The sequence below is a fragment of the Pseudomonas sp. MWU16-30323 genome, from assembly GCF_020515595.1.
Lineage (GTDB): Bacteria > Pseudomonadota > Gammaproteobacteria > Pseudomonadales > Pseudomonadaceae > Aquipseudomonas > Aquipseudomonas yamanorum.
Window position 1 is genome coordinate 16,456 of sequence record NZ_JAIWYM010000028.1, and the last position, 25,290, is coordinate 41,745.

A 25,290-nucleotide genomic window follows, 5' to 3' on the forward strand; every position below is an offset into this window, starting at 1 on the left:
TCAAAAAAATTGGCTGAAGCCTGTCCCTTTTTTTCACGTGGCTGGTCATTCCAGGTAAGTGAACAAAATCGAGAGCTTCTGCCAATGCCCGCAATCCGTCCGCTGCTGAATTTCAGCCTGATGCTGAGCCTGAGTGCCAGCCCGCTGTTCGTCCCCATCAGTTATGCCGAAGACGGCGCGTCCCGGCGCAGCTACCAGGTGCCGGCCGGCAGCCTGAGCGCCGCGTTGACCCGTTTCGCCGGCCTGGCCGGGGTCAACCTCTCGGTAGACCCGGCGCTGGTCAGCGGCCGCAACAGCAGCGGGTTGTCCGGCGAATACGGCGTCGAAGAAGGGTTTGCCCGCTTGCTGCAAGGCTCAGGCCTGCAACTGCAACCCATGGGCGAGCAGGCCTACATGCTGACCCCAATTCCGGAAGGCGGCAGCCTGCAACTGGCGCCCACCTCGATTCTTGGCACCGTCGGCGATGCCGGCAGCGAGTCATTCGCCGGTGGCCAGGTGGCGCGCCGAGGCTCCCAGGGCCTGCTGGGCTCACGGGACTTCATGGACACCCCGTTCAGCATGACCACCTACACCAGCGCGGCGGTCAAGAACCAGCAGGCGCGCACCCTCGGCGACCTGATCGCCAGCGACCCCTCGGTGCGCGCCACCAACCCGGCGGGCGGGCGCTATGAGCAATTCACCATTCGCGGCTTCAGCCTGTTCAATAGCGATGTCGCCTACAACGGCCTCTACGGCGTGCTGCCGACCTACACCATCGACATGGAAATGGCCGAGCGCGTCGACATCATCAAAGGCCCCAGCCAGTTGATCAACGGCATCTCGCCGCGGGGCAGCGTCGGTGGCGGGATCAACGTGGTGCCCAAGCGCGCTACCGACACACCCATCACCTCGTTTACCGGCAGCTGGGCCTCCGACAGCCAGGCGGGCGGGGCCGTGGACATAGGCCGGCGTTTTGGTGAAGACAATAAATTCGGCCTGCGTTTCAACGGCGTGAAGCAGTCCGGCGACACCGCCTGGGACGACCAGAGTGTCGACCGCGAAATGGCCGTGCTGGGCCTGGATTTTCGCGGTGAACGCTTGCGCCTCTCCACCGACATCGGCCGCACCGAGCGCGACACCAACGCCCCGCAAGAGCGTGTGCAAGTTGGACCCAACGCCAAGGTGCCGAGTGCCAACGACGTGCGCCACAACTACGCGCAGCCCTGGAGCAAGGCGAGCACCAATGACACCTTTGGCACGGTCAACGGCGAGTTCGACCTCAGTGACAACCTGATGCTCTACGGCGGCGTCGGCGCGCGTAAAAGCAACCACGACTTCCTGCGCCACGCGGTGTCGGTGACCAACAACGCCGGTGACTTCAGCGTGCAGCCCCGCGACTTCACCCGCGACGAAAACGTGCGCACCGCCACGGCGGGCGTGCGCAACTGGTTCCATACCGGCCCGGTGAGCCATGAGGTCAACCTGGCGGCCAGCTACTTCTACATGGACTTCGAAAACGGCGGCGCGCGCTATGCCGCAGCCCCGAGCAATCTCTACAACCCGGTGGAAACACCTGCGCCAAGCCGGCCAACGCGATTTGACTCGAAGGTCTACACCGAAAACCGCTTCAGCGGCGTGGCGTTGTCCGACACCTTGGGCTTCTTCGATGACCGGCTACTGCTGACCCTCGGTGCGCGCTGGCAGCGGGTCAAGGTGGACGACTGGACCGATAACGTCAAAGGCGACACCGCCTACGACGAGGAAAAAATCTCACCGTCGGGCGGCATCCTGTTCAAGGCCACCGACCAGCTCTCGCTGTACGCCAACTACATGGAAGGCCTGAGCCAGGGCAAGGTCGCGCCGTCGACCTCGATCAACGAGGATGAAATCTTCCCGCCCTTTATCAGCCGCCAGGTTGAAGTCGGTGCCAAGTACGACGCGGGGGCGTTCGCGGTCACCGCTGCAGTGTTCCGGATCAAGCAGCCGGCCTACGAGACCAACGCCACCACGCGGGTCTTCGGCCCCAACGGCAAGCGCCAGAACGACGGCGTCGAACTCAGCGTGTTCGGCGAACCGCTCAAGGGCTTCCGCCTGCTGGGCGGGGTGATGTACATCGACAGCGAATTGACCCACACCACCAACGGCACCTATGACGGCAATCGCGCGCCGGCCACGCCCAAGTACAACGTCAACCTCGGCGCCGAGTGGGATGTGCCCACCGTTGAAGGCCTGACCCTGACCAGCCGCGGGATCTATTCCAGCTCGCAGTACCTGGACCAGTCCAACGTCAAGGAAATCGACGCCTGGACCCGTCTTGATGTGGGCGCACGCTACGGCTTCAAGGTCGACGACAAGCACATCACCCTGCGGGCCAATGTCGAGAATCTAGCCAACCGGCGCTACTGGAGTTCGGCCGGTGCCTCGGATGACAGCGAGCCGGGGTTGACCTTGTCGACGCCGCGCACTTACTTGCTGTCGGCCACCGTCGACTTCTGAGGAGCCTGCCATATAGCCTTCTGTACATCGATGGGCTTGGGCAGCAGGCGGTTCTGGTAAAACAGGTCCGCCGTCTCTTGCTGCGCCCCAATGATGTGCTCATCCATCGGCAGGATCGGCGATGGCGGTCGGTTGTCGACGTAACGTGCAATCACCCCGGCCGGCAAACCCATGAAACGGGTCAGCACCTGCAGGCTGTCTTCGCGCTGGCTGCGGGTCAGGGCTTCGGCGGCGCTGAGTTCGTCGAGCAGGGCGTGGATGAACGCACCGTTGGCCTGGGCGTAATCACGGCGTGCGGTATAGATTGGCCCTGAAAGGTTCAAGCCTTCGCCATTGGCGAGCACGCGGCTGGGACTTTGGCTCAGGGCCAGTGACGAGTAGGGCTCCCAGATTGCCCAGGCATCGACACTGCCTTGCTCGAAGGCGGCGCGGGCATCAGCCGGTGGCAGGTAAACCGGCTGGATATCCTTGTAGCTCAGGCCGGCTTTGTTCAAGGCCCGCAGGATCAGGTTGTGGGAACTGGAGCCTTTCTGGAAGGCGACTTTCTTGCCCTTGAGGTCGGCGATGCCGTGCGGTGGGCTGTCGGCCTGCACCAGAATGGTTTCCGCCGTCGGCTTGGGCGGTTCAGCGCCGATGTAGACGAGGTCGGCGCCCGCCGCCTGGGCAAACAATGGCGGGATATCACCGGTGGATGCCACGTCCAGCGCGCCCACGTTCAAGGCTTCGAGCATCTGCGGGCCAGCGGGGAATTCGATCCATTGCACTTTGGTCTGGTCGAAGCGTTTTTCCAGCAGGCCATGTTCCTTGGCGAGTACCAGGGCGATCGAGCCTTTCTGGTAGCCGATCCTCAGGGTGGCCGGCTCGGCAGCCATCGCGGTTTGAGTCAGGGCCAACAGCGCAAACAACAGTGCAGACATTCTCATGCCGGTTGCTCCGCAAAGCGATTGGCCGGCCGTGCCAATCCCAGGTTTTCACGCAGGGTGGTGCCGGCGTATTCGGTGCGGAACAGCCCGCGCCGTTGCAGTTCCGGCACCACCCCTTGGGCGAAATCTTCCAGCCCGCCCGGCAGGTGCGGCACCAGCACATTGAAGCCATCGGCGGCGCCATTCTCGAACCAGTGCTGCAGTTCATCGGCGATCTGCGCGGGTGTGCCGATCAGGCTGTAGTGCCCGCGGCCACCGGCGATGCGCCGGCCCAGTTGCGCCAGGCTCAGCTGTTCGCGGCCCGCCAGTTCGGTCAGCAGTTGCTGGCGACTGCGCTGGCCGCTGTCGGTCAATGGCAGGTCTGGCAGCGGGCCATCCAGCGGGTAACCGGACAAGTCGAAGTTACCCAGCATGCGCCCCAGCAACGCGACACCCACCTGCGGTTCGACCAACTGCTGGAAGGCCTCGAATTTGTCCCGAGCTTCAGTTTCTGTCTGCCCGACCACCACAAACACCCCCGGCATGATCTTCAGCGCATCCGGTTCCCGCCCGTATCGAGCCAGGCGACCCTTGAGGTCGGCATAGAACGCCTGGGCGTTGGCCAATGATGTCTGGGCGGTGAACACCACTTCGGCGGTTTGTGCCGCCAATTCACGGCCCGCCTCGGAAGAGCCGGCCTGGACAATCACCGGTTGGCCTTGAGGCGAGCGCGCCACGTTCAGCGGGCCTTTCACACGAAAGTGTTCGCCGACATGCCCGAGTACATGCAGTTTTGCCGGGTCGTAGTAGCTGCCACTGGCCTTGTCGCGCACAAAGGCATCGTCTTCCCAGCTGTCCCACAACCCCGTCACCACCTGATGAAACTCCCGGGCACGGCTGTAGCGTTCACTGTGGCCGAGGTGTTCGTCGCGCCCGAAATTCTGTGCCTCGGCGGCGTTGTCCGAGGTCACCAGGTTCCAGCCGGCGCGCCCGCCAGACAAGTGGTCCAGGGAGGCGAATTTGCGCGCTACATGGTAAGGCTCGTTGTAGCTGGTGGTGGCCGTGGCGATCAGGCCGATGTGTTCGGTCACCGCACTCAATGCCGACAGCAGCGTCAGTGGCTCGAAATAGTCCGAGCGCGCCATGCGGCTGGCAATGTCTCCGGTGGCGGCGGCAATGCTGTCAGCCACGAACAGCGCGTCGAATTTCGCCGCTTCGGCAATCTGCGCCAGGCGTTTGTAGTGGGCGAAATCCAGCCCGGCATTGACCGGCACATCGGGGTGGCGCCAGGCAGCGACGTGGTGCCCGGTGGCCATCAGGAACGCGCCGAGTTTCAGTTGACGGGTCATGCTTAGAAATCCTTGCGCAGTTGCACGCCGAAGTAACGTTCATCGTCACGGGGTACGGCGCGGTAGATGTAGCTGCCGCCACTGGCCAGCAGCGGTGAATAGGACTTGTCGGTGAGGTTCTTCGCCAACAGAGCCACGCGCCAGCCGTTGCTGTAGTCGGCCAGGGCGACGCTGGCGTTCCAGATGCCGTAGGCGCCTTGCTTGGTGTCGACGTTCTGGCTGATGTCGTACTGCACTTCGCTCTGCCAGCTGTAGTCGGTACCCAGTTCGATATCCAGGCCGTTATCCAGCGGGATGCTGTAGTCGGCGCGCACGTAGCTTTTCCAGTCCGGGCTGAAGGGCAGCGGCTTGCCGTTGACGTTGCAGGACGCCGCCGCGCCAGGCGGGCACGCGAACTCATCGATGCGGGCCCGGGTGTAGGCCAGCGCGCCGGAAAGTTTGAGTTGTTGGGTGGCCTGCAGGGCGTAGTCGAATTCGACGCCTTCGGTGCTGACGCTGCCCGCGTTGATCAGGCGCGTCACCACTTGCCCGGCGACGGTGTCGAAGAAGTTCGCCTGGTAGTTGTCGTAGTCGCTGTGGAAGATCGCCAGGTTGGTGGTCAGGCGATTGTTCCAGCTGGTGGCCTTGATCCCGACTTCCCAGGTATTGGAGGTCTCCGGTTTCAGCGCGTCGGTGTCCCGTGGCTGCATGTTGAAGAACACGTTGTAGGCCGGGCCCTTGTAGCCGCGCGAGTAGGTCAGGTAGCTGGTGACGGTGTCGCTCAGGTCGTATTGCACCCCCAGCCGGCCGGACCAGCCGTCTTCGTCCACCGAGCCCGAACTGCTGGTGGCCGGTTGAATGCCGCTGACCGTGGTGGCCGAGGTGGACACGCGGCGGTGATCGTATTCCAGGTCGTCGTGGGTATAACGCAGGCCGGCGATGCCACGGAAAGCCGAGGTGAAATTCAGCGTGGTCTCGCCGAACACCGCGTAGCTGTCGCTGGTGGTGCCGTAGTCGGCGACGCCGCGGTCGGTGCGTGTGGTGGTGGTCAGGGTGCGCTGGTAGGTTTCCTGGTCCTTGCCGTGCATGTAGAACAGGCCGCCGACGTATTCGAGGAATTCGCCTTTGGGCGAGGCCAGGCGCAGCTCCTGGGAGTATTGGTCGAACGCCAGCTCGCCTTTGTCGGCGGTGCCGGGGAACGCGGCGGTCACGGTGCCCAGGCGGTCGCCGTCCTGGTACTGGGTGTTGTCCCAGCCGCGCCAGGCGGTGATCGAGGTCAGGGTGTAGTCGCCGAGGTTCCAGTCCAGTTGGGCAGACAGGCCTTTGTTGGTGTCCTCCACGTGGCTGCGGGTGTCGGTGTTGATGTCGCGGTTGTCGCTGGAGCCGCGCACCGGGTTCAGCGCGTTGGCGAACGCCGGGGTCAGGGATTGGCTCACCACGCCATTTGGCGCATCGTCGTGGGACTGCATGTAGTCGGCAATCAGGGTCAGTTTCACGTCGTCGTTGGGGGTGAACTCCAGTTTGCCGCGTACGCCCTGGTGGTTGTAGCCGTTCACTTCCTGGCCGTTGTGCTTGTTGTCGACGTTGCCGTCGTAGGTGCCGAACAGGCCGCTGATGGAGCCCTTCAGCGTGCCGGGAATCAGGCTGCCGCCCAGGCCGAAGCGGGTGCGGCTTTCATTGCCGCTGAAGTAGGACTGGTCAATGTAGCCGTGGGTCTCGGCCGTCGGCGCCTTGCTGGTGATATTCAGCACGCCGGCCGAGGCGTTCTTGCCGAACAGCGTGCCCTGGGGGCCGCGCAGGACTTCGACACGTTCCAGGTCCAGCAGGTCCAGGGTGGCCTGGCCGGGGCGGGCGTACACCACGCCGTCAATCACCGTCGCCACCGTGGGTTCAACCCCGGGCGAGGTGGATATCGTGCCCACTCCGCGTACGAACAACGAGGTGTCCTTGTTCGACGCGCCGGTGCGGAAATTCAGCGAGGGTACTTGCTGGACGATGCTCGCCACGCCGTTGCGATTGTCGCGCTCCAGTTGTTCGCCATCGAGTACCGAAACCGCCACCGGGACTTTTTGCAGCGACTCTTCGCGGCGGGTGGCCGTGACCGTGACCGGCTTGAGGGTGGGTTCCTGCTCGTCGGCGGCGAATGCAGCGGGAACGGGCAGGGCGGCGAGCCCCGCGAGTAGCCAACCCAGGTGGGCGCGGCGCCCGGTGGCGGCGCGTATGGATTGCGAAAGTTTTTGAGGTTGCCCCGGCTGTGTGTGCATGCTCTGACCGCTCGAAATGTGCCCTGAACCGCTGCCGTTCTGCGACGACAACGCCGTTGAATCTGTCTTGGGCATTCGCTCGAGCGAGTAGCAGACAAAATGCTTTGGTAGCGCTAACATCGGCATTATTGGTAGGTGTGACATAGAGCGTCAAATACTAAAAAATTAGTTTTATATTCTTTTAAGTTTTTAACAGGATCGTCCCTTGAGCGAAGACAAACCCCGGAAACGCCGTGGCGCCGGCCGTGTCACCTTGAACACCGTGGCGCGCCAGGCCGGTGTTTCAGCGATTACCGTGTCGCGCTATTTCAACCAGCCAGAGCAGGTCTCGCCCGAACGCCGCGAACGCATCGCGGCGGTGGTCGCCGAGCTGGGCTACGTGCCCAACCTGGTGGCGGGTGGGCTGGCGTCGGCGCGGGGCAAGATCGTCGCCATGGTGATTCCGAACATCTCCGGGCCGATCTTCGCCAATACCATCCAGGGCTTCAGCGACACCCTTAGCCGCCACGGCTACCAACTGCTGCTGGCGTCCAGTTACTTCAGCGCCGAGCAGGAAGAAAATGCAGTGCGCGCGTTCCTCGGTTGGTCGCCGGCGGCATTGGTGATCACCAGTCGCTTCCACAGCGCGGGCACCGAGAAGATGATCGCCGAGGCCGATATCCCGGTGGTCGAAACCTGGGATTACCAACCCGAGCGTGAGCCCTTACAGATCGGCTTCTCCCATTACGAGGTGGGCGTGACCGCTGCGCGCTACCTGCATGGCAAGGGTTATCGGCGCATCGCCTTTGTGCAGAACAGCGCGCCGGGGGACTTCAGCGCACTGGAACGCCGGGATGGCTACAGCGCGACCCTGATTGAGTTGGGCATGCAGCCCTGGGTGTTTGCCCCGGACGCCGATCGCGCACCGTTTGAGGCGGGCAAGCAAGCCATGCACGTGTTGATGAGCGCCGCCACGCCGCCCGACGCAATCATCTTCGCCAATGACAACCTCGCTGCCGGTGGCTTGCTGGCGGGGCAACGGGCAGGGCTGAAAATCCCTGAAGATTGTGCCGTGCTCGGCTTTGGTGATTACCCGTTTGCCGAAATGCTCCTGCCCAGTCTCAGCACCATCAAGCCGCCCGCCCTGGAGATAGGCGTGCTGGCGGCGACGCGGGTGCTCGAAAGCCTGGGCGTGTTGCCGGTGGAGGATGAGGTGCAACGCTTGAACCTGCTGGAGTGCCGCTTGATCGAGCGCGAGAGCGCCTGAGTCCAGTTGCGGCTCATGGCCATGTTGCGTTGATTCTCGGGATTTTCTGATAACGGGCTATTCAAGGTCAGGCGCTGAAACATGCGTTTGATTGCGTGCGCTCGTCTCTTTTTTATCATTGGGTAGTTCGTCTTTGGTGACAAGTTTTGGCGATGGCTAATTGCAATTATTGCGGTGAGTTTCGCGATTTAAAAAGTGCAATGACTTGGTGGGTTGTTCTTTTGAGTAGTGTCCATGTGATATTGCAAGATGGCACATTGAACTGATCGTTGATTGCCATTAGGTGCCGGGATAAAGCCAGACCTTGCGTGAGGCTGGCGATATTTTCTTGCGCTGATGAACTAAGTTTAAACATGTTAGTCGATGCTTTAAACGGCATGTGTGCGGTCATGGCTAACTAATGGCGCTTGTTGGTAGTTCTAAAAGGCCATAACTTAAGTGGGCTGTAATACAAAATGTTTTGGTGTAGGGTCCGTACCTTGTCATGACAGCGCTTGCGCTAAAAACCTCCAACTAAGTGTGGATGCCCTTGTTCCCGCACGTGCCACGGAACAGGTTTTTAAATAGCCCCTCAGACTTGTGCAGATGCCCCAGCCGATACCGTCAATGCCCATCGATGCATGCCGAATGCAGATTCCGGATGCCGAACAAGTGTGCGCGTGGCTGATGCGAAAAGCCGGTCTGAAAACCGTCGACCTGGAACGTGCCCGACGGTTATCCCAGGAATCCGACGACCCCGAACTGCTCGGCCTGCTGACGCGCCTGGGGCTGGTTTCCGAGGTGGAACTGGCGCGGGCCTGGGCCGATTTACTCGGCGCGCCGTTGCTGCTGGCGGACGCCGCACCGCCCGTGCTCGACCCGCTGCCGACGCTGACCGAACGCTTTATGCGCCACTACCAGGTGGTGCCGGTGGGCTGGAGCCACGGTGGCGTGCGAGTGCTGGCGGCCAACCCGGCGTTGCTGTATCCGTTCCAGGCCCTGGCGTATGCGTGCGGCGTGCCGGTGTGGTTGGCGGTCGGGCCGCGCAACGAAGTCGAAACCCTGATCGAGCGCTACTACGGCCAGGGCCGTTCGGCCATGGGCACCCTGATCGAAAACCTCGATGAACAAGGCGGCGCCCTGGAAGACATCGAACACCTCAAGGACATGGCCTCCGAGGCGCCGGTGATTCGCCTGGTCAACCTGATCCTGCAACGGGCCGTGGAACACCGCGCCTCGGACATCCATATCGAACCCTTCGAAAACCAGCTCAAGGTGCGCTACCGCATCGACGGTGTACTGCATGAAGCCGAAGCGCCGCCGTCGAGTTCTTCGGCGGCGGTGATTTCCCGGGTCAAGATCATGGCGCGCCTCGACATTGCCGAGCGCCGCCTGCCCCAGGACGGTCGGATCATGTTGCGCATTCAGGGCAAGGAACTGGACCTGCGGGTGTCCACGGTGCCCACCAGTTTTGGTGAGTCGGTGGTGATGCGCCTGCTGGACCGCCAGACCGTGCAGTTCGATTTCCAGAGCCTGGGTTTTGATGGCCAGCGCCTGGAAACCTTTCTTGAAGTGCTCGAGCGGCCCCACGGCATCCTGCTGGTCACCGGCCCCACCGGCTCGGGTAAAACCACCACGCTCTATACCGCGCTTTCGCGGCTCAATACCGCCGAGCGCAAGATCATCACCGTCGAAGACCCGGTGGAATACCAACTGGAAGGCATCAACCAGATCCAGGTCAAGCCGGCCATCGGGCTGGACTTCGCCGGCGCGCTGCGCTCCATCGTGCGCCAGGACCCGGACGTGATCATGATTGGTGAGATCCGCGACCTCGAAACCTGCCGCATCGCCATCCAGTCCTCCCTGACCGGCCACCTGGTGCTCTCGACCCTGCACACCAACAGTGCCGCAGCGAGTATCACGCGCCTGCTGGACATGGGGGTGGAGAGCTACCTGATCGCCTCGACCGTCAATGGCATCCTCGCCCAGCGCCTGGTGCGCCGCCTCGACCCGGCGACCCGTGAGGCGTTCGAAGCCCCGCCGGAGTTGATCGAGGAACACGGTCTCGACCGCTTCACCGACCAGCGCCCGATCCTGCTTTACCGGCCTCGCGCCAACGCCCCCGGCGGCGGTTACCACGGCCGCAGTGCAATCACCGAATTGCTGGTGATGAATGACGAACTGCGCAGTTTGTTGATGCGCCAGGCCGACGCCGCGACCCTCGAACAGGCTGCCCGCCGTGGTGGCTTGCGCACCCTGCATGAAGAAGGTCTGCGCCAGGCGGTGGCCGGTGTCACGTCCCTTGAAGAAGTGCTGCGCGTCACCCGTGGAGAGGGCGCGTGAGCCTGTTCAAATACCGCGCCCTGGACAGCCAGGGCGTCGTGCAGAACGGCACCCTCGAAGCCAGGGACCAGGCCGCCGCCGTCGCCGCGCTGCACAAGCGTGGCCTGCTGCTGTTGCACATCGATGCCGCCGGTGCCCAAGGGCTGCGCAATGCCTTCGGACGTGGCCAGTTGAATGGCGCGGCGCTGGTCAGCTTTACCCAGCAACTGGCCACGCTGCTGGGAGCCGGCCAACCGCTGGAACGCTCCCTGGGCATCCTGCTCAAGCAACCCGGCCAACCGCAGACCCGTGCGCTGATCGAGCGTATTCGCGAGCACGTCAAGGCGGGCAAGCCATTGTCGGCAGCGCTGGAAGAGGAGGGCAGCCAGTTTTCGCCGCTGTACCTCAGCATGGTCCGTGCCGGTGAGGCGGGCGGCGCGCTGGAGAACACCCTGCGCCAACTCAGCGACTACCTGGAACGTAGCCAGTTGTTAAGAGGCGAGGTGATCAACGCGTTGATCTATCCCGCCTTCCTGGTGGTGGGCGTGCTCGGCTCCCTGGCGCTGTTGCTGGCTTACGTGGTGCCGCAGTTCGTGCCGATCTTCAACGATTTGGGTGTGCCGATCCCGCTGATCACCGAAGTGATTCTGGGCCTTGGCCAATTCCTCGGCGCCTATGGCCTGGCGGTGCTCGCCGGGTTGATCGTGACGGTCTGGGCCCTGGCGGCACGCCTGCGCAACCCACGACACCGCGAACAGTACGACCGGCGCGTGCTGGGTATCCGCGTTATCGGCCCGCTGTTGCAGCGGGTCGAAGCCGCACGCCTGGCGCGCACCCTTGGCACCTTGCTGAGCAACGGCGTGGCGCTGCTGCAAGCGCTGGTGATCGCCCGCCAGGTCTGCACCAACCGCGCCTTGCAGGCCCAAGTGGCCCAGGCCGCCGAGTCGGTGAAAGGCGGCGGCACCCTGGCCAGTGCGTTTGGCAGCCAACCGCTGCTGCCGGACCTGGCCCTGCAAATGATTGAAGTCGGCGAACAGGCCGGTGAACTGGACAGCATGCTGCTCAAGGTCGCCGACGTGTTCGACGTCGAAGCCAAGCGCGGCATCGACCGCCTGCTCGCCGCCCTGGTGCCGTCCCTGACCGTGGTCATGGCGGTGCTGGTGGCGGTGATCATGCTGGCGATCATGCTGCCGCTGATGAGCCTGACCAGCAACCTATGAAAACCCGAGGAAGCAAGCCGATGCGCCATACCCGTTTCAAACCCGCCCGCCGCCAAGGCGGTTTCACCTTGCTGGAAATGCTCGCGGTGATCGTGTTGCTGGGCATCGTCGCCACTATCGTGGTGCGCCAGGTAGGTGGCAACGTCGACAAGGGCAAATACGGCGCAGGCAAGGCGCAACTGGCCAGCCTGAGCATGAAGATCGAGAGCTACGGCCTGGACGTCGGCTCGCCCCCCAAGAGCCTCCAGCAATTGGTCGACAAGCCTGGCAACACCGCCGGCTGGGCCGGGCCGTACGCCAAGCCCTCAGACCTCAAGGACCCGTTCGGCCATGCCTTCGGCTATCGTTTCCCCGGTGAACATGGCGCCTTCGACCTGATCTTCTACGGTCAGGACGGCCAGCCCGGCGGCGAAGGCTACAGCGCCGACCTGGGCAACTGGGAATAATGCCGGCCCTCCAACGCGGCTTTACCCTGCTGGAGATGCTGGTGGTGATCGTGTTGATCAGCATCGCGGCCGGGTTGGTGGGATTTGGCCTGCAACAAGGCCTGCGGGTTGCCAAGGAGCGCCAGGTGGTCGGGCAGATGGTGGATGCCCTGCGCAGCACCCGGGCGCGGGCGATTGTCAGCGGCACGTCGGCCAAGACCGTTTTCGACTTGGCCCGGCTGAGCTTTCAGGCGCCGGGGCAACCCATCAAGCACTGGCCGGCCGACCTGCAAGTCACCCTGCACACCGCCGAACACGCCGGCGCTGCGGTGGAGTTTTACCCCGACGGCAGCTCCACCGGCGGCAACCTGTTGTTGGCCAATGGCACGCGGCGCTGGCGCATCGATGTCGGTTGGCTGACCGGCAGCGTGCAGTCCAAGGCATTGCCATGAAGCGTCAGTCGGGTTTCACCTTGCTGGAAATGCTTGCAGCGCTGACCCTCATGGCGATCTGCAGCACGGTCTTGCTGGTCGCGTTCGGCCAAAGCGCGCGCTCGTTGTTGCAGGTGGCCCGCAGCGACCGTTTGACCCATGCAGCGTTGAGCGTGATGGATCAGGAAGCGTCGGGCCCCCTGGCCAGTGGCGTGCGCCAGGGCGAGCTCGACGGCATTGCCTGGCAACTGCGCGTCGCCCAGCAGCCCACCCGCATCGGTCAGCCACATTTGTTTCGCCTCGATCTCAGCGTCAGCGAAGGCCCGCGCCACGCAAATTTCAGTACCTTGAAACTGCGCGCCAGCCGCGACGGGAGCCTCCAGTGAAGCAGCAGCGGGGCTTCACGTTGCTCGAAATCATGATCGTGCTCAGCCTGCTGGGGGTGTTGTTGACCCTGGTGGGCGGCGCGCTCCTGGGAGCCAATCGTGCAGTACTCAAAGCGCAGCGCTACACCGTCAGCCTGGATGAAAGTCGCGCCGCGCAACAGTTCCTGCGCACGTCCATCAGCGAGGCGCTGCCCCTGGACGTGACCGAGGACGACAGCCAGACCAACGGTTTTTTTGTCGGCGCTCCCCAGCGCCTGCAATTCGTCGCGACCTTGCCGGGCGTGCTCGGTGGCGGCATCCAGCGTTTCACCTTGCAGTTGAGCGAGGGCGAGTTGCAGGTGGCGTTCGCACGGTTTGAGTCCAATGCCCAAGTGAGCGTGCCGGCCACCCGCAGCGAACCGCAGGTGTTGCTGAAGAACGTCGAGGATCTGCAATTCAGCTATCGCGGCCTGTCACCCAAGGGACAGGCCACGGGTTGGATCAATGACTGGCCGTGGACCAAGCGCCTGCCGTACGCAGTGCGCATTGCGGCGCGGGTCAACGGGCCGGTGCCGTGGGTGACCCAGGTGGTCGCCCTGCGGCTGAATCTCTCCGGCGGAGAATCAGGCGAATGAGGCGTCAGCGCGGTGTCGCCCTGCTGCTGGTGCTGTTTGTGCTGGCGTTGCTCAGCTTGCTGCTGGGCGGCCTGGCCGGTTGGGTACAACTGGAAAGCCGCCAGGCCCTGTGGCATCGCCAGCATACCCAGGCGTTGCTGGCGGCGGAGGCGGGTGTGGCGTTGGCCATGCAGGCCTTGGCCGACCCGCTGCAACGCAAGCAATGGATCGCCGACGGCCGCGAAATGCCGCTGGTATTTGATGACGCACAGCTCCACGTAAGCCTGCACAGCGAGCGCGGCAAACTGTATTTGAACAGCGCCGAGACGGCCGACTTTGCCCGCCTGGCCCTGGCTTGCGGCGCCACCCAGGCCCAGGCCAGCCGGCTCGCCAGGGACCTGGAAGTGCGGCGCAACGCAGGCCTGGCGCCGTTCCGCGTGGTGGAGGAGGTGCGGCAATTGCCCGGCATGACCCAGGCGCTGTACAGCCGGCTGGCCCCGGAAATCAGTTTGTGGAGTGGCCTCGACCGGCCCGATCCCGCCTTCGCCAGCCCCTTGATGCGCCAGGCGCTGAACCTGCCCCGGCAGAGCGCGGTAGGGGCCGACCCCGGTGACGTGCTGGTGATCGACAGCCGCGCACAACGCCCCGGCGGTTACCACGCCCGGTTACGAACCACGGTTTTATTGAGCCCATCGGAGGGAAGCGCACAACCTTATCGGGTGCTGCGTTGGCAAGAATGAGTCCATACTTTTCGGCGCCAGTGGCGCGCCTTCAACAGCTGGCCGAACCGCTCACCCGGCGCTGGCGCGGCAGCCTGCTGCAAGTGGGCTGGCGCCTGTGGCTCAAGGAGCTGCGTGGCTGCCTGCCGGCATGGCTGTCGGTCCGTGACATCCCCGAGCACCGCTACCACTGGCCGTTGACCGAGCCGGTGGCAAAACCTGCCGGCGAAGTGCGCCAGGTGCTGGTGCTCGCGCCCTCGGCGGTGCTGCTGCAAACCCTGCCACTGCCTTTGGCGGCCGCGCGCAACCTGTCGACGGTGGTGGGTTATGAACTGGACCGCTTTACCCCGTTCGAGGCTGAACAGGTGTACTTCGTGGCCCGTCAGGAGCGGCGCAGCGCCACGCATGTGCAAGTGACCCTGGTGGCGATTCTGCGGGAGCGACTGGATCAAATTCTGGTGGACTGTGCTGCCCTCGGTTTGCAACCCCACGCGGTGGATGTAGAGGGTCCTATGGGCATCGATTTGCTGCCGGCGCCGTTGCGTCCACGCCAACGCCCGGCGGGGAAGGGTTTGCAACGCAGCCTGCCATGGCTGTGCGGCGCCTTGCTGATTGCCGCGATGCTGCTGTGGCTCAACGACCGCCAGCGGGTGCTCGACGTCATGCAGGCGCAGGTGCAGCAGCAAAAAGCCCAGGTCGCCGAGGTCCAGAGCCTGCGCCAGCAATTGCTCAATACCCGTGGCGCCGCGCAGTACCTGATTCGCCGCAAGTCGGCACAACCGCCGTTGGCGGCGCTGCTCAATGAGCTGACCGCCTGCCTGCCCGCCGACACCTGGATCGACCAGTTGGAGGTCAACGACGGCGCCGACGTGTCCTTCTCCGGGCAAAGCGCCAAGGCGAGTGCCCTGATCACCCGGATCAAGGCCTGCCACAGCCTGGAAAACCCCCAGTTCGAAGGGGTGATCCAACCCGATGCGCAAACCGGCAAGGATCAGTTTTCCCTGCGCGCCCACTTGCACCAGGAGGCCGCCGATGCGCCGACCACTGACACCCCGTGAACGTCGCGGCGCCGCTTTGCTGGTCCTGGCGCTGGTGCTGGGCGGCGGTTACTGGCTGCTGATCGACAGCTGGTTCGCCGGGCCGTTGCGCGCCATGGGCGAGCAAGCCGAACAGCTGCGCGAACAACAGCAACGCTATGCGGGCCTGCTGCACCAGGGCGCCGCTCTGCGTGAGCAACTGGAACAAGCCCGCCAGGACCCGGCCAGCAGCACCAGCCTGTTGCCGGGAGATGACCCCAGCGCCGTGGCGGCGGACCTGATGCAGCGCATCGCCGACCTGATCAACAGCCGCGCCGGCCTCGGCGGCGGCTGCAGCCTGACCCAGCGCATGCCCATCACCCCGGAGCAAGACGACACCGAGCCCTATCGCCAGGTCAAAGTCAGCCTGACCCTCAATTGCGCCATCGAACCCCTGACTGCGATCCTGCATGAGCTTGAGTACCAGCGACCGTTCCTGTTCGTGGATGAAATGAGCGTCCGTCGCGGGCCGAATGCCCCCGCCAGCGGCGGTGCCGGAAAGTTGGTGGTGCACCTGTTGGTGCGCGGCTATCTGCAACCGGCCGCTGCCACGCAGGCTCGCCGATGATCAATTCATTGCGCCCCCTCGAGTGGGGACTGCTCGGTGTGGCCGGGCTGCTGGGCCTGCTGATGGTGGGCATCTTGAGCAGCATCGGCGATGCACCGCAGTGGCTGGACGAGCCTGCCTCCGCCGCGCGCGCCAATGCGTCGGCCAAGGTTCACGTGGCGCCGAGTGCAACCCTGGAAAGCCTCGCCGGCACCTGGCAGACGCCGCTGTTCAGCCCTGATCGCAGCCCCGATGCCGCCGTGGGCCAGGCCGAGATTTCCAGCCTGTCGAGCCTGAAGCTGACCGGCGTGCTGCTCGACGGCGACCTGCGCGTCGCGCTGCTCAAGCGTGCCGATGGCCCGCCGCTCAAGGTCCACCAGGGCCAGACCCTGCCCAACGGCTGGCGTCTGGAACACCTGACACCGCTGCATGCCCGTTTTGTGCTGGATGGCCGCACGCAAACCCTGAGCCTCAGCGTTCCGCGTTTGCCGCCGCCGTCCACCACACCGCCGATTTCCCTTCCTCACGAGCCCGCCCCTTGATCGATACTTCCCCTCGCGCCTTGCGCACCACCGTATTTTGCCTGGCCACCGCCGTCGCCCTGGGCGGCTGTGGGTCATTCCCAGATCACCTCGACCCGGACGATGCCTTGCTTCACGAGGCGATGCAGGGCACCGGTTCGCAGCGGCCGCCCGTGGACCCGGCCAGCGAGCAGTCGGCGGCCGACAGCCGCCAGCCCCAGGCGCCCACGCCGGCCCAGCGCCAGCTGATTCGCGGTAACCAGCAGTTCGTGCGCCAGCCCGCACCGGCGCCGGCGGTCAAGGATGAAGCCAGCGGCGACATCGTGTTCAACTTCGCCGACCAGCCGATTGAGGCGGTGATCAACAGTGTCATGGGCGACCTGTTGCACGAGAACTACAGCATCGCCCAAGGTGTGAAAGGCAACGTAAGCTTCTCCACCTCAAAGCCGGTGAACAAGAAACAGGCGCTGTCGATCCTCGAAACCCTGCTGTCCTGGACCGACAACGCGATGATCCGCCAGGGCCAGCGCTACGTGATCCTGCCCGCCAACCAGGCGGTGGCGGGCAAGCTGGTGCCGGAAATGAGCGTGTCGCAACCCTCCAGCGGGCTCTCGGCGCGGCTGTTTCCGTTGCGCTATATCTCGGCCACGGAAATGCAGAAACTGCTCAAGCCGTTTGCCCGGGAAAACGCGTTCCTGCTGGTGGACCCGGCGCGTAACGTGCTGAGCCTGGCCGGTACGCCCGATGAGCTGGCCAACTACCAGGACACCATCGACACCTTCGATGTCGACTGGCTCAAGGGCATGTCGGTGGGCGTATTCGGTTTGCAACGGGCTTCGGTCGCGGAGTTGATGCCCGAGCTGCAAAAGATGTTCGGCCCCGACAGCGGCATGCCTTTGGCGGGTATGGTGCGCTTCCTGCCCATCGAGCGGACCAATTCGGTGGTGGCGATCTCGTCCCAGCCGCAGTACCTCAGCGAAGTCGGCGACTGGATTTACACCATCGACGAAGGTGGCGGCAACGAGCCGCAGATGTACGTCTACGACGTGCGCAACATGAAGGCCACGGACCTCGCCAAATACCTGCGGCAGATCTACGGCACCGGCGCGATCAAGGACGATACGCCGGCCAAGGTGGCGCCGGGTCTGCGCACGGCGACCTTGTCCTCACTCAACACCAGCGGCGGCACCTCGGGTGGCCTGAACAACCGTGGCAATAACCCGCCCGTCAGCGACGACGAAGACCAGGCCCCGGCCGCCAGCGAAGGCAGTGAAAACACGGAGCAGGGCGCTGCCGAAGGCACGACCGCCAAAAGCCTCGACGCCGGCACCCGGATCACCGCGCAAAAAAGCAGTAACCAACTGCTTGTGCGCACCCGCCCGGTGCAGTGGAAGGAGATCGAATCGGCGATCAAGCGCCTCGACAACCCGCCGCTGCAAGTGCAGATCGAGACGCGCATTCTCGAAGTCAAACTCACCGGCGAACTGGACCTCGGGGTGCAATGGTACCTGGGCCGCCTGGCGGGCAATTCCACCAGCACCACGGTGGCCAATACCCCTGGCAGCCAAGGCGCCCTGGGCGGTGGCGGTGCGGGATTGGGCGCGGATTCGCTGTTCTATTCCTTCGTCAGCTCCAACCTGCAAGTGGCCTTGCATGCCCTGGAAACCAATGGCCGCACCCAGGTGCTGTCGGCGCCGTCGCTGGTGGTGATGAACAACCAGCCGGCGCAGATCCAGGTGGGTGACAACATCCCCATCAGCCAGACCACGGTCAACACCGGCAACGCCGACAGCACCTTGAGCAGCGTCGAATACGTGCAGACCGGGGTGATCCTCGACGTGGTGCCGCGCATCAACCCGGGCGGCCTGGTGTACATGGACATCCAGCAACAGGTCAGCGATGCCGAGAACCAAACCACCAACAGCAGCGACACGCCCAACAACCCGCGCATCTCCACACGGTCGGTGTCCACCCAGGTGGCGGTGCAAAGCGGCCAGACCGTGTTGCTCGGCGGGCTGATCAAGCAGGACAACGCCGAGAGCGTCAGTGCGGTGCCGTACCTGGGGAAAATCCCCGGGCTGCGCTGGTTGTTTGGCAACACCAGCAAGTCCAAGGATCGCACCGAACTGATCGTGCTGATCACCCCCCGGGTGATTACCAGCAGCGGCCAGGCGCGGCAGGTGACGGATGACTATCGCCAGCAGATGCAGCTGTTGCGGCCGGCGAACTAGTTCACGTTAACGTCGGGTGGGCTGGATTTTTGCCTCCGTATCCTGGTCGATGATCTCGCGCAGCGTTTGGAAAATCGGCTCGGCGCTGGTGTGTTTCTTGCCATAGGCCAGATTGAAGGCGTAGTCGAAGTCGGGCGGGTTCAAGCCCTGGTTGTGTTGCAGCAGGGTCTCCAGCTTGTCCAGGGCCTTGACTGCCTTGGCCTCGGCAGACCGGGCGTTTTCGTAGTCGTCCCACAGGGCCAGGATTTCGGCTCGCAACGGTTCATCCAGTGCTCGGGTCAGCAACAACAGGTCGTCGTGTTCTTGCTGGCTCTTGTTGGGGAACTGCGCTTGCTGGACCGCCGGGATGTCGCCGTGGAGGGCCTCTCCCAGGTCGTGGATTACGCACATCTTGAGGATTTTCAGCAGGTCGAGGCCGGCCAGTTCATCCCCGAAGGTAATTGCCATCAGGCACAGGCGCCAGCTGTGTTCCGCGGTGCTTTCGGTGCGGCCGGAAGAGGTGTGCGCGCTTCTGAGCACGTCCTTGAGTTTTTCCGCTTCGCGCAGGAAGTCGAGGCGGCCCTTGAGTTTTTCGATGTCCATGAATCTGCCCCGGCAGGGTCGCGGTTAAGGATTCAAGACTAGGCGCGGTGGGGCGAAGCGTCCACGCATAAAATATGCGTCGGGCGGTTAGAGGGTTTCGACCAGGCGTGCGGCGGTGCCATCGCTCAGCGGGATGCGAGTCCAGCGGCACAGGCTCTGGCGGATCGGCACAACCGTGGAATCGTTGGTGCCGGTGATGAATTCCAGGGCCGGCGGGGCGAGGCTGTCGCGCCAGCCCGAGTCATCCAGCGCGGACTCCATACGCAGGATTTCCGGCGTCACGAAGCGCCACAGCGAATGCCCCAGAAGGTCGGTCAACGGGCTGCTGAACTCGGCAGCACGGGAGGCCGAGCAAGCCAGCAAACGATGGGTCAGGTCACACACCAGGTGCATCGGGCGCGGGCTTTCCTTGACCAGTCGCGCGAGGACTTGATCGGCGGCGGCCTCCAGGCGTGCGGCCAGTAACTGTTCAAGGTGTTGGTGCGCCGCAGGCTCCATGGCCTGCACGCCATTTTCCCAGCGGGAAATGGTCGATTGGGTGACGTTGAACAACTCGGCGGCGTGAGCCTGTTTGACGCGGTGCAGCAGACGCCATCGTCTCAGCGCAATGCCGGGCAGGGCAGGCTTGAGCAATAGGTCGGACATGGCGAATTCCGGAAAAGTCGATGAGGGCGGGTAGTGTGAGGAATGCAGGGGCCGCTGCGCAAATCTGCTGGATCAGCGGAGCGGCCCGGTGCGTCTCAGCCCTTGCGTTGCAGGGTGTGATAACCCAGCACTGCCCGTGCTTCCCTCAATGATTTGCCTTCATCGAGCAATCCCCGGATTCATGAGCCCGCTCCGCACTGCCTACGTTCGGCCTCGGGCTTATTGGGGCAGTCAGATCAAAAGCAAAAGCAAAAGCAAGAGCACAGCGGCCTACCGGCCGGCTTGAGTGTTAAAAGCAAAGGCAAGATCCAGAGCGAAAGCCAAATCTGAAGCGGATGCAGCTCTGCTTTTCTGTGGGAGCTGGCTTGCCTGCGATGCAGACAACTCGGTACATCAGACACACCGAGGCGATGCCATCGCAGGCAAGCCAGCTCCCACATTTGAACCGTGTCCGCTTTAGCTTTTGATTTGGCTTTTAAACACTCAAGCCGGCCGGTAGGCCGCTGTGCTCTTGCTGTTGATCTTGATCTTGATCTTAGGCGCCCCGTTAAACCACGCTGGCCGAACGCAGGCTTTGGAGCGTGGGTAACCCGGCAGGACGCCGGGTTAGCCGCGCTGGGCCAAGGATGGCCCATGACGGCGGCCCACGGTCCAAAGCCGGAGTGAGGGCACACCGAGCCTGGGCGAGGTGCCGAGTGGTGGGGCAAGAGCGTTTTGCTTACTTTTGCGCTGTTCAAAAGTGAGCCGCCGTAAGGGCGGAACCCATAGCGGCCATAACCGCAAAAACGGATATGTACCCAGGCAGATCAAAAATTCTGCCCCATGGAGAACTGGAACACCTGCTTGGTCGCATTCTCCGGCGTACGAACCGGCAACGCCAGGTTGATACTCAGCGGCCCCAGCGGGCTATACCACGTAGCCCCAACCCCCACCGAAGCCCCCAACTGACTCAGGTCAACCCCATTGCAACCCTGGGTGGTGCTGAGGGCGCACTTGTCCGAATAAACATTGCCCACATCCCAGAAGACCGAGGTGCGCACCGATTTGTTGTCCTTGAGAAACGGCATCGGAAACAGATATTCCGCCCCACCCGTGATCAGGATATTGCCCCCCAACGCTTCAGGGCTGCGGTCGGAGTAGTACTGCTGACCCGCACTGGCATAGGTGCCCGTGGCCGGCGTACTGCGCGGCCCAAGCGTGCCGCTCTCAAAACCGCGCACCGAGCCCTCACCGCCAGCGGTGTAGTTCTCATAGAACGGCAGGCCGTTCGTCGAGCCATACCCGTTGCCATAGCCGAGCTTGGTATGCAACCGCAGCGTCGTCGAATTGGTGATCGGCACAAACGTCTGCCCGGAATAATCCAGTTTGTAGAAACTCAAGTCACTGCCCGGAAGCGTCACTGTCAGGTTCAGGTTCTGCGAGTAACCACGGGTCGGCATCACCCCTTTGTTCAACGTCGACTCCGACCACCCCAGGTTCGCCTTGAAGTTGGTGAACTCACTGCCTTCACGCTGCAGGAAATCGTAGATCTCATCAGAGCTGTAGGTGCCCGGGTCGATACTGTCGTGTTGCACCGTCAGGCCGAAACTCAACCGCGAGGTCTCATTGATCGGGTAGCCGAGGGTGGCACCGAGGCCGTAACTGTTGATGGAGTAGTAGGAAACACCACTGCCATCGTCGTAGTAGTTGTTGTAATCGGTGGCGCTGTAGAACGCGTTGTAGCCCAGGCTCACGCCGTCCGGCGTGAAGTAGGGATTGGTAAAGCCGATGTTGTACTTGCTCTGGTACTGCGAACGGGTCAACCCCAGGCTGGCGTAATCACCGGTGCCCAGGAAGTTGTTCTGGGTGATCGAGCCACCGAGGATCAGCCCCGCGTCCTGGGCAAAGCCGACGCTGGCGGTAATCGAACCGGACGCCTGCTCTTCGACGGCGTAGTTCACATCAAGCTGGTCGTCGACACCCGCCACAGCCGGGGTTTCGACGTTGACCTCCTTGAAGAAACCCAGGCGCTCAAGGCGGACCTTGGACTGGTCGATCAGGTAGGTCGAGGCCCAGCCGCCTTCCATCTGGCGCATTTCCCGGCGCAGCACCTGGTCGTCGGTCTTGGTGTTGCCACGGAAGTTGATGCGGTTCACGTAGGCCCGTTTGCCCGGGTCGACGGCAAACACGATGTCCACGGTGTGGTCGTCATCGTGGGGCGTGGGCACGCCGTTGACGTTGGCGAAGGTGTAGCCGTCGTTACCCAGGCGCCGGGTGATCAGGTCGGAGGTGGTGGTCATCAGCTTGCGCGAGAACACCTGGCCCTTCTGCACCAGCAACAGCGCCTCGAGCTGGTCCTGGGGCACTTTCAAGTCGCCGCTGAGCTTCACGTCCCGTACCCTGTATTTCTCGCCTTCGTTGATGTTGACGGTGATATAGACGTGCTTCTTGTCCGGGGTGATGGACACCTGGGTCGAGGTGATGTCCATGTTGATATAGCCACGGTCCAGGTAGTAGGAGCGCAGGCGCTCCAGGTCTCCGGTGAGTTTTTCACGGGCGTATTTGTCATCGTTGGTGAAGAACGACAGCCAGTTGCTGGTCTTGAGGGTGAAGGTGCCGATCAGTTCCTTGTCGGTAAACACATGGTTGCCCACCACGTTGACGTGCTGGATCGCGGCCACGGAGCCTTCGTCGATCTTGACCTTCAGGCCCACGCGGTTACGCGGTTGCGGCAGCACTTCGGTGTCGACGGTGGCCGAGTAGCGACCCTGGGCCACGTACTGGCGCTGCAGCTCGTTGCGCATGCCCTCCAGGGTGGCGCGCTGGAAGATCTCGCCCTCGGCCAGGCCCGATTGCTTCATGCCTTTGAGCAGGTCTTCGGTGGAAATGGCCTTGTTGCCTTCGAACTCGATGCTCGCCACCGACGGGCGCTCCACCACATTGATGATCAGCACCGTGCCGTCGCGGCTCAGTTGTATGTCCTGGAAGAAGCCGGTCTTGAACAGCGCGCGGGTGGAATCCACCAGCCGGCGGTCATCCGCTTCGTCCCCCACGTTCAGCGGCAAGGCACCAAACACGCTGCCCGCGGAGACCCGTTGCAGACCGTTGATACGGATATCCGAGATTTTGAAAGCTTCAGCGTGTGCAAGTGTGACATTGAGCAGCAGCGCAACCGAGCAGAGCAGGCGCGAAAAATTCATCAAGATCTTTTCCAGAACACATCGACAAGCAGCGCAAGCGCGCCGGGATGACTCGCCGCAGACGGGTCACCACAACGCGGCCAGACGGGTGGACGGCAAGCATAAGAGCGGTGGGGGTTTGGTGCGGTTAACCAAGTGTCAAGTTAGGTAAAGGTTGGCCAGCAGGCGATGAGGCTGGGCGATACTGTGGGGGTACCCTTTCACGAGCTCGCCATGATCCGCGTATTGCTAGTCGACGATGACCAGGAACTGACTGAAATGCTGGGCCAATACCTGGAGCATGAAGGCTTTGAGGCGACCTGCGTGCACACCGGCGAGGAGGGTGAGGTTGAGGCGCTGTCGGGGCGCTACAGCATTGTGGTGCTGGATGTGATGCTGCCCAGGCTCTCGGGCATCGAGGTGCTCCGGCGTATCCGGGCCAGCAGCCAGGTGCCGGTGGTGTTGCTCACCGCCCGGGGCGACAACATCGACCGGATCACCGGGCTGGAACTGGGCGCGGACGATTATGTGCCCAAGCCCAGCTCCCCGGGTGAACTGGTGGCGCGGCTGCGCGCGATCATGCGCCGGGTGCAGCCTGTGGACCCGCCGGCCACAGACGTGATCAAGACCGGCGCCCTGGTGCTGTGGCCCGGTAAACGCCAGGCCCTCTGGAAGGGCTGCGAACTGGGGCTGACCAGTACCGAATTCAGCCTGCTTGAAGTCCTGGCCCGGTGCGCCGGCCAGGTGGTGAGCAAAAAGGACCTGTCGCTCAATGCCCTGGGCTGTCCGTTGACCCGTTATGACCGGCGCATCGACGTGCACATCAGCAGCATTCGCCAGAAGTTGGGCCCGCGCCCCGATGCCAAGGGCTGGATCCAGAGCGTGCGCGGTCTCGGTTACCTGTTGATTGCCGAATGATGAAGCCCAGCCGGCTGTTCTGGAAACTCTTCCTGGCGTTCTGGCTGGCCACCAGCCTGACGTTTCTGGTGGGGTTGAGCATTCTGGTGGCGGGCAGCCTGGGCCCCGGGGACCATCATCTGGATGCGATCCTGGCCAGCGAAGAACAGTTGCTGGAGCAATACGGTGTCGACTCGGGGCGTCAGCTCCTGACGGTGTGGGAGCCGGCCCATGGCCAGGCGATTGGCGTCTATGACAATGCCGGTCAATTGCTGGCCGGCACGCCGGTCCCGCAGCCAGCCTATGAAAAATCGCTTATCAGCAAGGACGGGGTCACGCTGTCGCTCAGGTCTTCCCATCCTCCCCACGAGCCCGGACGCCTGGGCCATTGGATTCCGCTGATCATCGGCACGGTGATGAGTGCGCTGTTCAGCGGTTACATGGCCTACTACCTGGCGTGGCCGTTGGCGTATCTGCGCAGGGCGATGGGTGACGTGGCCCTGGGGCGCTTCGAAACCCGGGTGCGACCGATGATGGGCCGGCGCCGTGATGAAATCGTCGACTTGGCCGAAGACTGTGACCGCATGGCCAACCAGCTGAAACTGCTGGTAGAAGCCCAGCAGCAGCTGTTGCACGACATCTCCCACGAGCTGCGTTCACCGTTGACGCGCCTGCAAGCGGCCATCGGGCTGCTGCAGCAAGACCCGGCACGCCAGGAAATGCTCGGGCGCATCCAGCGAGAATCGGGGCGCATGGACACCTTGATCGAGGCGCTGTTGACCCTGGCGCGCGTGCAGGGCCGGCCCGAAAGTATCGAGCGCGAGCCGGTGGATATCGTCGAATTGCTGGCCGTGATTGTCGAGGACGCGCAGTTTGAGGCGGGCATCAAGGGCTGTCGTGTCAGCTTGCAGGCGTGTCCTGACTTTGTCAGTCGTGCCAGCGGCGAGCTGCTGTATCGGTGTTTCGAGAATGTCCTTCGAAATGCGGTGCGCTACACGCGGCCTGATACGACAGTGCTGGTTTCGGCTGAGGTCAGTCCCGACATGCGCTGGCTGAGGGTGTTGATCACTGATCAGGGGCCCGGTGTTGAAAACCAGCGGCTGCGGAGCATTTTCCAACCCTTCGAACGCGGCCCGAATGACGCCGATGCCGGCTTCGGACTGGGCCTGGCAATTGCCTTGAGGTCCGTGGAAATGCATGGCGGCACCATCGAGGCGCACAACGAGCCATCCGGCGGGTTGAGCGTGGAAATCATCCTGCCTCGGGTGGGATCTTTACACGATATTACATTGGCTTGACCGCCCTGTACGCCTCGCGCCCTTAGACTTTTCCTCTGCGTGAGC

Annotated in this window: 21 protein-coding genes; 15 read left to right on the forward strand and 6 right to left on the reverse strand. The window is 63.3% G+C overall.

Annotated features, from left to right (window positions below; translation table 11 throughout):
• Window positions 1-84: 84 nt before the first annotated feature.
• Entirely contained in the window at window positions 85-2,475 is a 2,391-nt protein-coding gene (locus LIY45_RS24585) for a TonB-dependent receptor (RefSeq protein ID WP_226477897.1), read from the forward strand.
• On the opposite strand, the gene LIY45_RS24590 is transcribed toward LIY45_RS24585, so the two are convergent.
• From LIY45_RS24590 to LIY45_RS24600, 3 genes are read right to left on the reverse strand one after another with little or no spacing between them, the layout of a single operon-like run.
• Window positions 2,445-3,398, reverse strand: coding sequence for a sulfonate ABC transporter substrate-binding protein (locus LIY45_RS24590; protein WP_226477898.1), 954 nt, complete (start codon window positions 3,396-3,398; stop codon window positions 2,445-2,447). The genes LIY45_RS24585 and LIY45_RS24590 overlap by 31 nt on opposite strands.
• Window positions 3,395-4,726 (reverse strand): LLM class flavin-dependent oxidoreductase, encoded by a 1,332-nt coding sequence (locus tag LIY45_RS24595; protein WP_226477899.1) that lies wholly within the window; start codon window positions 4,724-4,726, stop codon window positions 3,395-3,397. Before LIY45_RS24595 ends, LIY45_RS24590 begins: the two co-directional genes overlap by 4 nt.
• A gap of 2 nt (window positions 4,727-4,728) precedes the next feature.
• A complete protein-coding gene (locus tag LIY45_RS24600) occupies window positions 4,729-6,969 on the reverse strand; it encodes a TonB-dependent receptor (RefSeq protein ID WP_226477900.1) in 2,241 nt (746 codons plus the stop codon).
• 205 nt (window positions 6,970-7,174) lie between these two features.
• On the opposite strand from LIY45_RS24600, the gene LIY45_RS24605 reads away from it, so the two are divergent.
• From LIY45_RS24605 to gspD, 12 genes are all read left to right on the forward strand, one after another.
• The gene (locus LIY45_RS24605) at window positions 7,175-8,215 is read left to right on the forward strand and encodes a LacI family DNA-binding transcriptional regulator (protein ID WP_226477901.1); all 1,041 of its coding nucleotides are present in this window, start codon (window positions 7,175-7,177) and stop codon (window positions 8,213-8,215) included.
• Window positions 8,216-8,842: 627 nt separating this feature from the next.
• Window positions 8,843-10,537: a type II secretion system ATPase GspE gene (gspE, locus tag LIY45_RS24610; RefSeq protein ID WP_226477902.1), complete on the forward strand. Its 1,695-nt coding sequence runs from the start codon at window positions 8,843-8,845 to the stop codon at window positions 10,535-10,537.
• The gene (gene gspF / locus LIY45_RS24615) at window positions 10,534-11,736 is read left to right on the forward strand and encodes a type II secretion system inner membrane protein GspF (protein WP_226477903.1); all 1,203 of its coding nucleotides are present in this window, start codon (window positions 10,534-10,536) and stop codon (window positions 11,734-11,736) included. Before gspE ends, gspF begins: the two co-directional genes overlap by 4 nt.
• A 20-nt stretch (window positions 11,737-11,756) precedes the next feature.
• Window positions 11,757-12,182, forward strand: a complete 426-nt coding sequence (gene gspG / locus LIY45_RS24620; RefSeq protein ID WP_017478966.1) for a type II secretion system major pseudopilin GspG — start codon at window positions 11,757-11,759, stop codon at window positions 12,180-12,182.
• Window positions 12,182-12,613 (forward strand): type II secretion system protein, encoded by a 432-nt coding sequence (locus tag LIY45_RS24625; protein WP_017478967.1) that lies wholly within the window; start codon window positions 12,182-12,184, stop codon window positions 12,611-12,613. Before gspG ends, LIY45_RS24625 begins: the two co-directional genes overlap by 1 nt.
• Entirely contained in the window at window positions 12,610-12,978 is a 369-nt protein-coding gene (locus LIY45_RS24630; protein ID WP_226477904.1) for a type II secretion system protein, read from the forward strand. Before LIY45_RS24625 ends, LIY45_RS24630 begins: the two co-directional genes overlap by 4 nt.
• On the forward strand, window positions 12,975-13,592 hold the full coding sequence (locus LIY45_RS24635; protein ID WP_226477905.1) for a prepilin-type N-terminal cleavage/methylation domain-containing protein: 618 nt from the start codon (window positions 12,975-12,977) through the stop codon (window positions 13,590-13,592). Before LIY45_RS24630 ends, LIY45_RS24635 begins: the two co-directional genes overlap by 4 nt.
• Entirely contained in the window at window positions 13,589-14,311 is a 723-nt protein-coding gene (locus LIY45_RS24640) for a general secretion pathway protein GspK (RefSeq protein WP_226477906.1), read from the forward strand. The genes LIY45_RS24635 and LIY45_RS24640 overlap by 4 nt, the downstream gene beginning before the upstream one ends.
• On the forward strand, window positions 14,308-15,348 hold the full coding sequence (locus LIY45_RS24645; protein ID WP_226477907.1) for a PilN domain-containing protein: 1,041 nt from the start codon (window positions 14,308-14,310) through the stop codon (window positions 15,346-15,348). Before LIY45_RS24640 ends, LIY45_RS24645 begins: the two co-directional genes overlap by 4 nt.
• On the forward strand, window positions 15,323-15,934 hold the full coding sequence (gspM, locus tag LIY45_RS24650; protein ID WP_023659000.1) for a type II secretion system protein GspM: 612 nt from the start codon (window positions 15,323-15,325) through the stop codon (window positions 15,932-15,934). Before LIY45_RS24645 ends, gspM begins: the two co-directional genes overlap by 26 nt.
• Complete coding sequence (locus tag LIY45_RS24655) at window positions 15,931-16,455, forward strand: DUF2531 family protein (protein ID WP_226477908.1); 525 nt, start codon at window positions 15,931-15,933, stop codon at window positions 16,453-16,455. The genes gspM and LIY45_RS24655 overlap by 4 nt, the downstream gene beginning before the upstream one ends.
• Window positions 16,452-18,665: a type II secretion system secretin GspD gene (gspD, locus tag LIY45_RS24660; protein ID WP_226477909.1), complete on the forward strand. Its 2,214-nt coding sequence runs from the start codon at window positions 16,452-16,454 to the stop codon at window positions 18,663-18,665. The genes LIY45_RS24655 and gspD overlap by 4 nt, the downstream gene beginning before the upstream one ends.
• A gap of 6 nt (window positions 18,666-18,671) precedes the next feature.
• Here gspD and LIY45_RS24665 read toward each other — a convergent pair whose 3' ends face one another.
• From LIY45_RS24665 to bamA, 3 genes are all read right to left on the reverse strand, one after another.
• A complete protein-coding gene (locus tag LIY45_RS24665) occupies window positions 18,672-19,247 on the reverse strand; it encodes an HD domain-containing protein (RefSeq protein ID WP_226477910.1) in 576 nt (191 codons plus the stop codon).
• 87 nt (window positions 19,248-19,334) lie between these two features.
• Window positions 19,335-19,892, reverse strand: coding sequence for a helix-turn-helix transcriptional regulator (locus tag LIY45_RS24670; RefSeq protein ID WP_226477911.1), 558 nt, complete (start codon window positions 19,890-19,892; stop codon window positions 19,335-19,337).
• A gap of 806 nt (window positions 19,893-20,698) precedes the next feature.
• Entirely contained in the window at window positions 20,699-23,071 is a 2,373-nt protein-coding gene (gene bamA, locus LIY45_RS24675; protein ID WP_017478978.1) for an outer membrane protein assembly factor BamA, read from the reverse strand.
• A 213-nt stretch (window positions 23,072-23,284) separates the two neighbouring features.
• On the opposite strand from bamA, the gene LIY45_RS24680 reads away from it, so the two are divergent.
• Window positions 23,285-23,968 carry a response regulator transcription factor gene (locus LIY45_RS24680; protein ID WP_226477912.1) on the forward strand — a complete coding sequence of 228 codons (684 nt, stop codon included), beginning with the start codon at window positions 23,285-23,287 and terminating at the stop codon, window positions 23,966-23,968.
• Window positions 23,965-25,245 (forward strand): HAMP domain-containing sensor histidine kinase, encoded by a 1,281-nt coding sequence (locus tag LIY45_RS24685; protein ID WP_226477913.1) that lies wholly within the window; start codon window positions 23,965-23,967, stop codon window positions 25,243-25,245. The genes LIY45_RS24680 and LIY45_RS24685 overlap by 4 nt, the downstream gene beginning before the upstream one ends.
• Window positions 25,246-25,290 lie beyond the last annotated feature (45 nt).

Excerpts from the sequence above, each read along its gene's own strand:
- LIY45_RS24590 (WP_226477898.1), bottom strand. The coding sequence starts at position 3,398 with ATGAGAATGTCTGCACTGTTGTTTGCGCTGTTGGCCCTGACTCAAACC.
- LIY45_RS24680 (WP_226477912.1), top strand. The coding sequence starts at position 23,285 with ATGATCCGCGTATTGCTAGTCGACGATGACCAGGAACTGACTGAAATG.
- LIY45_RS24645 (WP_226477907.1), top strand. The coding sequence starts at position 14,308 with ATGAGTCCATACTTTTCGGCGCCAGTGGCGCGCCTTCAACAGCTGGCC.
- gspE (WP_226477902.1), top strand. The coding sequence starts at position 8,843 with ATGCAGATTCCGGATGCCGAACAAGTGTGCGCGTGGCTGATGCGAAAA.
- LIY45_RS24655 (WP_226477908.1), top strand. The coding sequence starts at position 15,931 with ATGATCAATTCATTGCGCCCCCTCGAGTGGGGACTGCTCGGTGTGGCC.
- bamA (WP_017478978.1), bottom strand. The coding sequence starts at position 23,071 with ATGAATTTTTCGCGCCTGCTCTGCTCGGTTGCGCTGCTGCTCAATGTC.
- LIY45_RS24630 (WP_226477904.1), top strand. The coding sequence starts at position 12,610 with ATGAAGCGTCAGTCGGGTTTCACCTTGCTGGAAATGCTTGCAGCGCTG.
- LIY45_RS24595 (WP_226477899.1), bottom strand. The coding sequence starts at position 4,726 with ATGACCCGTCAACTGAAACTCGGCGCGTTCCTGATGGCCACCGGGCAC.
- LIY45_RS24600 (WP_226477900.1), bottom strand. The coding sequence starts at position 6,969 with ATGCACACACAGCCGGGGCAACCTCAAAAACTTTCGCAATCCATACGC.
- gspM (WP_023659000.1), top strand. The coding sequence starts at position 15,323 with ATGCGCCGACCACTGACACCCCGTGAACGTCGCGGCGCCGCTTTGCTG.
- LIY45_RS24640 (WP_226477906.1), top strand. The coding sequence starts at position 13,589 with ATGAGGCGTCAGCGCGGTGTCGCCCTGCTGCTGGTGCTGTTTGTGCTG.
- LIY45_RS24585 (WP_226477897.1), top strand. The coding sequence starts at position 85 with ATGCCCGCAATCCGTCCGCTGCTGAATTTCAGCCTGATGCTGAGCCTG.
- LIY45_RS24685 (WP_226477913.1), top strand. The coding sequence starts at position 23,965 with ATGATGAAGCCCAGCCGGCTGTTCTGGAAACTCTTCCTGGCGTTCTGG.
- gspG (WP_017478966.1), top strand. The coding sequence starts at position 11,757 with ATGCGCCATACCCGTTTCAAACCCGCCCGCCGCCAAGGCGGTTTCACC.
- LIY45_RS24665 (WP_226477910.1), bottom strand. The coding sequence starts at position 19,247 with ATGGACATCGAAAAACTCAAGGGCCGCCTCGACTTCCTGCGCGAAGCG.
- LIY45_RS24625 (WP_017478967.1), top strand. The coding sequence starts at position 12,182 with ATGCCGGCCCTCCAACGCGGCTTTACCCTGCTGGAGATGCTGGTGGTG.
- LIY45_RS24670 (WP_226477911.1), bottom strand. The coding sequence starts at position 19,892 with ATGTCCGACCTATTGCTCAAGCCTGCCCTGCCCGGCATTGCGCTGAGA.